This window comes from Thermodesulfovibrionales bacterium (genome assembly GCA_026417875.1).
In the GTDB taxonomy this organism is placed as follows: domain Bacteria; phylum Nitrospirota; class Thermodesulfovibrionia; order Thermodesulfovibrionales; family CALJEL01; genus CALJEL01.
In genome coordinates this window covers 1-6368 of sequence record JAOACK010000076.1, presented here as the reverse complement: position 1 = coordinate 6368, position 6368 = coordinate 1, and the positions used below count along the sequence as shown (strand labels likewise).

Here is a 6368-nt window from a genome sequence, read left to right as displayed (position 1 = left end):
GGTTTGAAGAGATGAGGACAGATGTAAATAAAAGGTTTGATGAGATGAGGGCGGATGTAAATAAAAGATTTGAAGAGATGAGGACAGATGTGAATCAAAGGTTTGAAGAGATGAGGACAGATGTAAATAAAAGGTTTGATGAGATGAGGGCGGATGTAAATAAAAGATTTGAAGAGCATTTTAACTTTAATATGAAAAGATTTGACTCCATAGAACTCCAGATTAATAATCTCCTAGCTGAAATAAGAGACATGAGAAGACTCTTTGACATAAAGGTAGATATCGAAGAATTCAGGAGGCTTGAAAATAACTATCTTGAACTCTTAAAAGAACTTACTGAATTAAAATCAAAAATCGCAGCTTAATGACCAACTTTCTTCTTTTGCAGACTATCGCCCAGCAGATTGAAAGACAGAGCAGTAATAGCAATCGCCAGCCCCGGGAAAATAACCATCCAGGGATCACTGAGCATATAGGCCCTTGATGAACTTATCATGCCGCCCCATGTAGGGACAGGTGGCTGAGCTCCAAGTCCCAGGAAACTCAATGCAGATTCCGAGAGGATAAAACCTCCTATCTTCATACTCATGTAAACAGTGCCGAGATAAAAACACTGGGGCATCAGGTGTCTGAAGAAAATCCTCATTTCTCCTGCTCCTATTGCCCTTGCTGCCTGGATGAAGTAGGCATCCTTTATTGTCAGTACATATCCCCTGATTAATCTGGCAAATGGGGCCCAGCCCACAAGGGAAAGGGCTATTATGACAGTATAAACATTCTGCGGAAGTATAACAGAGATTGCAATAGCAAGAAGAAGCGAAGGGAAGGCAAGAAGAAGATCCACAATTGCCATGAGCGCCACATCAAACCAGCCACCTATAAATCCTGAAAGCATTCCCATGATAAAACCTAAAATAAAGGAAATAAAGGCTGCTACCATTGCAACCATCAGAGATGTCCTTCCTCCGTAAAGAAGCCTTGAGAGGATATCCCTTCCTTTCTGGTCTGTCCCCAAAGGGTGCTCCAGAGAGGGTGGCATCCTGAGCTTTTCAAGGTTCATTTCATAGGGATCAAAGGGTGCTAAAAGTGGTGCAAAAATTACGCTGAATAAAATTAAGATGATAATACCGGCTAAAATCTTCTGAGCTGTCAACATAATTACTCCCTGTTGTTACCGAGCCTTACCCTGGGGTCAAGATAATGATAAAGTATATCTACAAGTAGATTTATTGTTATAAAGATAAATGTAGATATAATGATACATCCCATTACCACAGGATAGTCCCTCTTTATTATTCCCTCAAAGGTTAATCTTCCTATCCCATTCCATCCAAAGATGGTCTCAGTAAGAACAGCTCCGCTAAGATAACTGCCAAAATCTATACCTATTACTGTTATGACAGGAATAATGATATTCCTCATCATATAAACAAGGTATAACCTAAAAGGACTTATACCCTTTGCAATGGCTGTCCTGACAAAGGGCATGGAAGATATATCTATAACCATAGTCCTTGTGATTCTGGTTATGGCACCAACAGCCGGGATAGCAAGGGTTATAGCTGGAAGCAGAAGAAATCTCAAACCCGTGCCCGATGGTGGGAGGAGTTTTAATTCCAGGCTTATGGTATACATTAATATAAGGCCTATCCAGAATACAGGGATACTAAGACCAGTAACTGCAATAGCAGAAATCAATTTATCCAGTAACGAACCCTGCCTTATACCGGCTATAAAACCTGCAAGGAGTCCTGCTGGAACAGCTATAAGTATGGCTGAAAAGGCAAGAAGCGCTGTATTTGGTAGTCTCTCCTTTATATCATCAAGAACCGGTCTTCCTGTATAATAGGAGACACCGAGCTCACCCCTGAGAAGCATTAAAATATATCCTGAGTACTGTTCCAGAAAAGTTCTATCAGCTCCAAGATGTCTTCTGATTTTTTCAATATCCTCTTGAGAACCCCTCTCACCTGCCATTACAAGTGCTGGATCACCTGGTATTGTCCTAAGGATTAGAAAGGATATGAAAGTTATGCCTAGAAGAACAGGTATTAAGAGAAAGATCCTCTTAATTATGTAAAAGCTCATCACTCATGAGCAGGCTTCAAGCCCTTCTTTTGCTCGCCTGTGACCAGGTGAGATTGCAAGCGCCCTTTCAAAGGTCTTTTTTGCCCTGAGCTTCATATCGAGTCTTAGATAGAGAAAGCCGAGTTCTGTGACATAATCAGGATTATCAGGCCACAGCTCTATTGCCTTAAGAAAAGAACGCTCAGCATCTTTATATTTACCCACCTCCATAAGACTCAATCCGTAGTAGAAATGGTATTTTGGCTTTGTAGAATCAAGATAAACAGCCTGTCCAAAGGCTGTTACAGCATCATTAAAAGATTTCTTTTTATAGAACTCCAATCCCTGCTCAAATCTCATAAGTGCTGAATCCTTATGTTCCTCATTCTTTGACAGGGAGGCATCGTATTCTGACCTCTTTGTGCTGTCACTCAGCACTGTATAGGCATTATTTATTCTGGTAAAGATCTTTGAAAGTTTATTCTTGAAGTCATCATGACCCGCCCTGAAATATCTGTCCGGATGGAATTTTTTTACAAGACTATAATAGGCCTTCTTCAGTTCCGCCTGGGAGACATTATTTTTTATGCCCAGTATCTCATAGTGGGTCATAGTATCAATACGGTTATAAATCTCCTCTACCTCCTTCAAGAAGCTCTCATCAATGCCACCATTTCTCAGCACCTCATCCATCGATACAAACTCCTCAGCTGCCTCTGATGAATATTCCTTTAATTCTATTATTCTCGTGCATAAAAGAGCGTATACGGTTTTTAGAGCCTCAAAATGATTTAATCCTGATTTTTTAATTATATCATCAATAGTATTTCTTCCATCAATAAGAAGTAAAAGTTTTTTATCCCTCTCGTCAAGTTCTATGTCCTGAAAAAGGTGATAGGGATCATCTGCTGGAACAGGAATTGCATTTAGGTCGTGTAATTCTGACCTGATGAACTGAAAACTCTCAAGACCCTTTATTCCCCTGTAGATAAGATTGGCAAGACTGAGTTTTAGAGTTATTATCTCCTCACTGGGAAGAGGGCCTTCTATGAATTCAAACCTTCCTGTGAGGAGCTTAAAGGTATTTTTTATTATGTCCTCTATCTGTTCTCTCACAAGTTTTGGAAGTTCATCCACCTTTATATAACCTGCTTCAACGAGGACTGCTCCCTGTCGCTTTCCTGTATTTTTCATCAATGCAACAGAATGGTTATAGGCATCTAGCGTGATGATACCCTTTCTTAATAAAAATTCGCCCAGTCTTTCGTCTTCAATGCTGGATCGGGCAAAGATGGGATCACCAGATTTTATATAAATGGTCTTTTTGATATCACCGGCCTGAATATTGAGCACACCAGTTTTCCCTGTCCTTCTTATACCTATAAGGAGATCCCAGAGCCTGTACAAACTGAGGTCTCCAGCAATAACCGGTCCATCAATTGCTATGCCGGTATTGTCACCTGATACCCAGACAACATGCCCGGTGAAATGAACCTGATCTATAACTATCTCCAGTGACTCACCAAGATAAAAGAGTGGCCTTGTCTTTATCCTTACTCCTAATGGCGAATAATCAAGAAGCCTTAGATGAAAAGTCTCTTTACCCTTTATTACTGTAACAGGGGTTTCTCTTTTATATCTCCTGAATCTCCTTCTTTCATCCTGAAGTTTCATCATATATGTTCTAATGTACTAAGAAATGTGTTTTTGTCCTCTATATTCAGTATCGTCGCATCAGAAACTATCCTCCTTATGAGTCCTGAAAGTACCTTTCCCGGCCCTATCTCAACAAAGATATTAATACCCTCTCCATAGATATTTCTTACTGAATCCTCCCAGAGAACGCTTGAGTAAAGCTGCCTTACAAGGGCTTCTTTTATTTCAGCTCCTGAGGTTCTTGAGCGGCCATCAACATTGCTTACAACAGGTACTTTTGCATCATTGAAATTGAATTCCTTTAATATCTGCGCAAGTTGCTCTGATGCTCCGAGCATCAATTTTGAATGAGAGGGAACACTGACCTGGAGAGGTACAGCCTTCTTTGCACCCTTCTCTCTGGAGATCTCCACTGCCTCAAGAACAGCCTCCTTTTCACCGGAAATAACTATCTGACCGGGACAGTTAAAGTTTGCAGCTGTTACATAGCCGGAGCTCACACTTCTTAAGACCTCTTCGAGAGCCGCTCTCTCTAGCCCCAGTATTGCCGCCATAAGGCCCTTACCTTCAGGCACAGCCTGCTCCATAAAGATACCCCTTTTTTCAACAATCCTCAGACAATCCTTAAAACTCAAAACACCAGCTGCTACACAGGCAGTATATTCTCCAAGACTGTGCCCTGCCACAACATCTGGTCTTTTGCCTTTTAGCTCCATTAATCTCAGACATGCAATGCTTACAGTAAGAATTGCAGGCTGTGTCTTTGATGTTTTATCAAGAAGGTCTTTTGGACCCTCAAAACATAACCTTGTCATGTCATAACCAAGTGTATCAGATGCTTCTCTGAATATATCCCTTACTTCAGGAAAGTTATCATAAAGATCCTTTCCCATACCTACATACTGAGAACCCTGACCCGGAAATACAAAGGCAATCATATCCCCTTCAGCTCCTTCATCTTCTTTATAAGTAATGGAACTATCTCGTAAACATCACCCACAATACCATAATCTGCCACTTTAAATATTGGTGCCTCTGGATTCTTGTTTATCGCCACTATTATATCAGAGGACTGCATTCCCACAAGATGCTGGACAGCTCCAGATATGCCACAGGCAATATACAACCTGGGGCATACAGTCTTTCCAGTCTGTCCTATCTGATGACTGTAAGATATCCACCCGGCATCAACAGCAGCCCTTGATGCGCCTATGGCACCACCGAGCAGTGAGGCAAGTTCCTCAAGCATCCTGAATCCCTTTGCATCACCCAGTCCCCTTCCACCAGCCACTATTACCTCTGCATCCTGAAGATTGACAGTAAGCTCTGAAACCTCCCTGACTGTATCTATGACCCTTGTTCTTGAAGTAAGATTGTCAGGTTTCACATATACTATCTCTCCGCTTCTTTTCGGATCTGGCTCGAGCTTTTTCATAACTCTTGGTCTTACGGTAGCCATCTGTGGTCTTCTTGTAGGAGTCACTATAGTTGCCATAATATTTCCGCCAAAGGCAGGTCTCGTCTGGAGGAGATTTCTTGTGTCAGGTTCAATATCAAAGGCTGTACAGTCTGCTGTTAGACCGGCATGCACAATGGCAGCGACCCTGGGGAAAAAAGACCTTCCAACAGGTGTAGCTCCGGCAAGGACAATCTCAGGTTTGTGTGTATTTATAAGTGATGCAAGCAATCTTGCATAGGGTTCATCATTAAATTTCTCAAGTCGAGGATCATCGCATAGGTAAACCCTGTCAGCACCATATTTGATCAGTTCTCTTGCCTCTTCCTCGGAACCACCAAAAAGCACTGCAGAAAGCTCAACTCCAAGTATATCAGAAAGTCTTCTTCCAGCTCCGAGTAGTTCGAAGCTGACAGAAGCTACCTTTCCATTCCTCTGCTCTGCAAATACCCATACACCTCTGAAAGAAGAATCAGTTGTGGCGCGAGCTTCTCCTTCCTCCATAATTTCAATAATAGCTCCCTCAGGGCATACACTGAGACAGGCCCTGCAGAGCTGACAGTATTCTGTAATAAAGGCCTTTCCCTCTTTCATAACAATTGCTGTATAGGGACAGGAGTCTATACAGTTCTCACAGCCTGTACAGGTCTCGCTTCTTACAAATATTTTCATCTTATTCAGCGCCTCCCTACTATATAAACTGACATTTAAGATTTTTCAACTCCTGAAGAAGCTTCTCTACCTGCTCTTCTGGAGTCCCATCAAAGAGTTTTCTTTCTTTCTTTAATTCAGGTGCAAATATTCTTTTTACCTGTGTTGGTGAACCCTTTAGGCCAACAAGATTTTCATCTGCCTCTATGTCTTTTAAACCAATTTTTTTGACTTCTGCCTTCTTTGCTGCTATTTTACCTCTAAGGGATGGAAGCCTTGGTTCATTCAGTTCCTTCACAACTGTCATAAGAACAGGGATTGAGGATTCCACAATGTCATAGCCATCATCCATCAATCTCTCAACAACTACAGAATTCTCTGTTATCGAATTTATCTTTCTTACATATGCCACATGGGGTATGTCCAGAAATTCGGCAAGTTCAGGACCCACCTGAGCTGTATCTCCATCTATAGCCTGCTTTCCACATATGACGATATCAGCACCAAGCATCTTTATCGCCCTCGATAGGGTATAGGC

The 6368-nt window shown here is 41.6% G+C and carries 7 protein-coding genes; 1 reads left to right on the top strand and 6 read right to left on the bottom strand.

Going from position 1 to position 6368, the window contains the following annotated elements; translation table 11 throughout:
- On the top strand, positions 1 to 365 hold a 365-nt coding region (locus N2257_10035), incomplete at its 5' end, for a hypothetical protein (GenBank protein MCX7794721.1).
- Here the strand turns inward: N2257_10035 and N2257_10030 are convergent.
- From N2257_10030 to N2257_10005, 6 genes are all read right to left on the bottom strand, one after another.
- Positions 362 to 1156 (bottom strand): ABC transporter permease, encoded by a 795-nt coding sequence (locus N2257_10030; GenBank protein ID MCX7794720.1) that lies wholly within the window; start codon positions 1154 to 1156, stop codon positions 362 to 364. The genes N2257_10035 and N2257_10030 overlap by 4 nt on opposite strands.
- A gap of 2 nt (positions 1157 to 1158) precedes the next feature.
- Positions 1159 to 2088: an ABC transporter permease gene (locus tag N2257_10025; protein ID MCX7794719.1), complete on the bottom strand. Its 930-nt coding sequence runs from the start codon at positions 2086 to 2088 to the stop codon at positions 1159 to 1161.
- A gap of 3 nt (positions 2089 to 2091) precedes the next feature.
- Entirely contained in the window at positions 2092 to 3744 is a 1653-nt protein-coding gene (locus tag N2257_10020; protein MCX7794718.1) for a DnaJ domain-containing protein, read from the bottom strand.
- Positions 3741 to 4661 carry an ACP S-malonyltransferase gene (fabD, locus tag N2257_10015; protein MCX7794717.1) on the bottom strand — a complete coding sequence of 307 codons (921 nt, stop codon included), beginning with the start codon at positions 4659 to 4661 and terminating at the stop codon, positions 3741 to 3743. The genes N2257_10020 and fabD overlap by 4 nt, the downstream gene beginning before the upstream one ends.
- A complete protein-coding gene (locus N2257_10010) occupies positions 4658 to 5851 on the bottom strand; it encodes an FAD-binding protein (GenBank protein ID MCX7794716.1) in 1194 nt (397 codons plus the stop codon). The genes fabD and N2257_10010 overlap by 4 nt, the downstream gene beginning before the upstream one ends.
- 19 nt (positions 5852 to 5870) lie before the next feature.
- Positions 5871 to 6368, bottom strand: a 498-nt coding sequence (locus N2257_10005; GenBank protein MCX7794715.1) for an electron transfer flavoprotein subunit beta/FixA family protein, incomplete at its 5' end; no start/stop codon positions are given.

What these genes read in the sequence shown, in the direction of transcription:
- N2257_10030 (MCX7794720.1), bottom strand. Translation starts at nt 1,156, where the DNA reads ATGTTGACAGCTCAGAAGATTTTAGCCGGTATTATCATCTTAATTTTA.
- N2257_10025 (MCX7794719.1), bottom strand. Translation starts at nt 2,088, where the DNA reads ATGAGCTTTTACATAATTAAGAGGATCTTTCTCTTAATACCTGTTCTT.
- N2257_10020 (MCX7794718.1), bottom strand. Translation starts at nt 3,744, where the DNA reads ATGATGAAACTTCAGGATGAAAGAAGGAGATTCAGGAGATATAAAAGA.
- fabD (MCX7794717.1), bottom strand. Translation starts at nt 4,661, where the DNA reads ATGATTGCCTTTGTATTTCCGGGTCAGGGTTCTCAGTATGTAGGTATG.
- N2257_10010 (MCX7794716.1), bottom strand. Translation starts at nt 5,851, where the DNA reads ATGAAAATATTTGTAAGAAGCGAGACCTGTACAGGCTGTGAGAACTGT.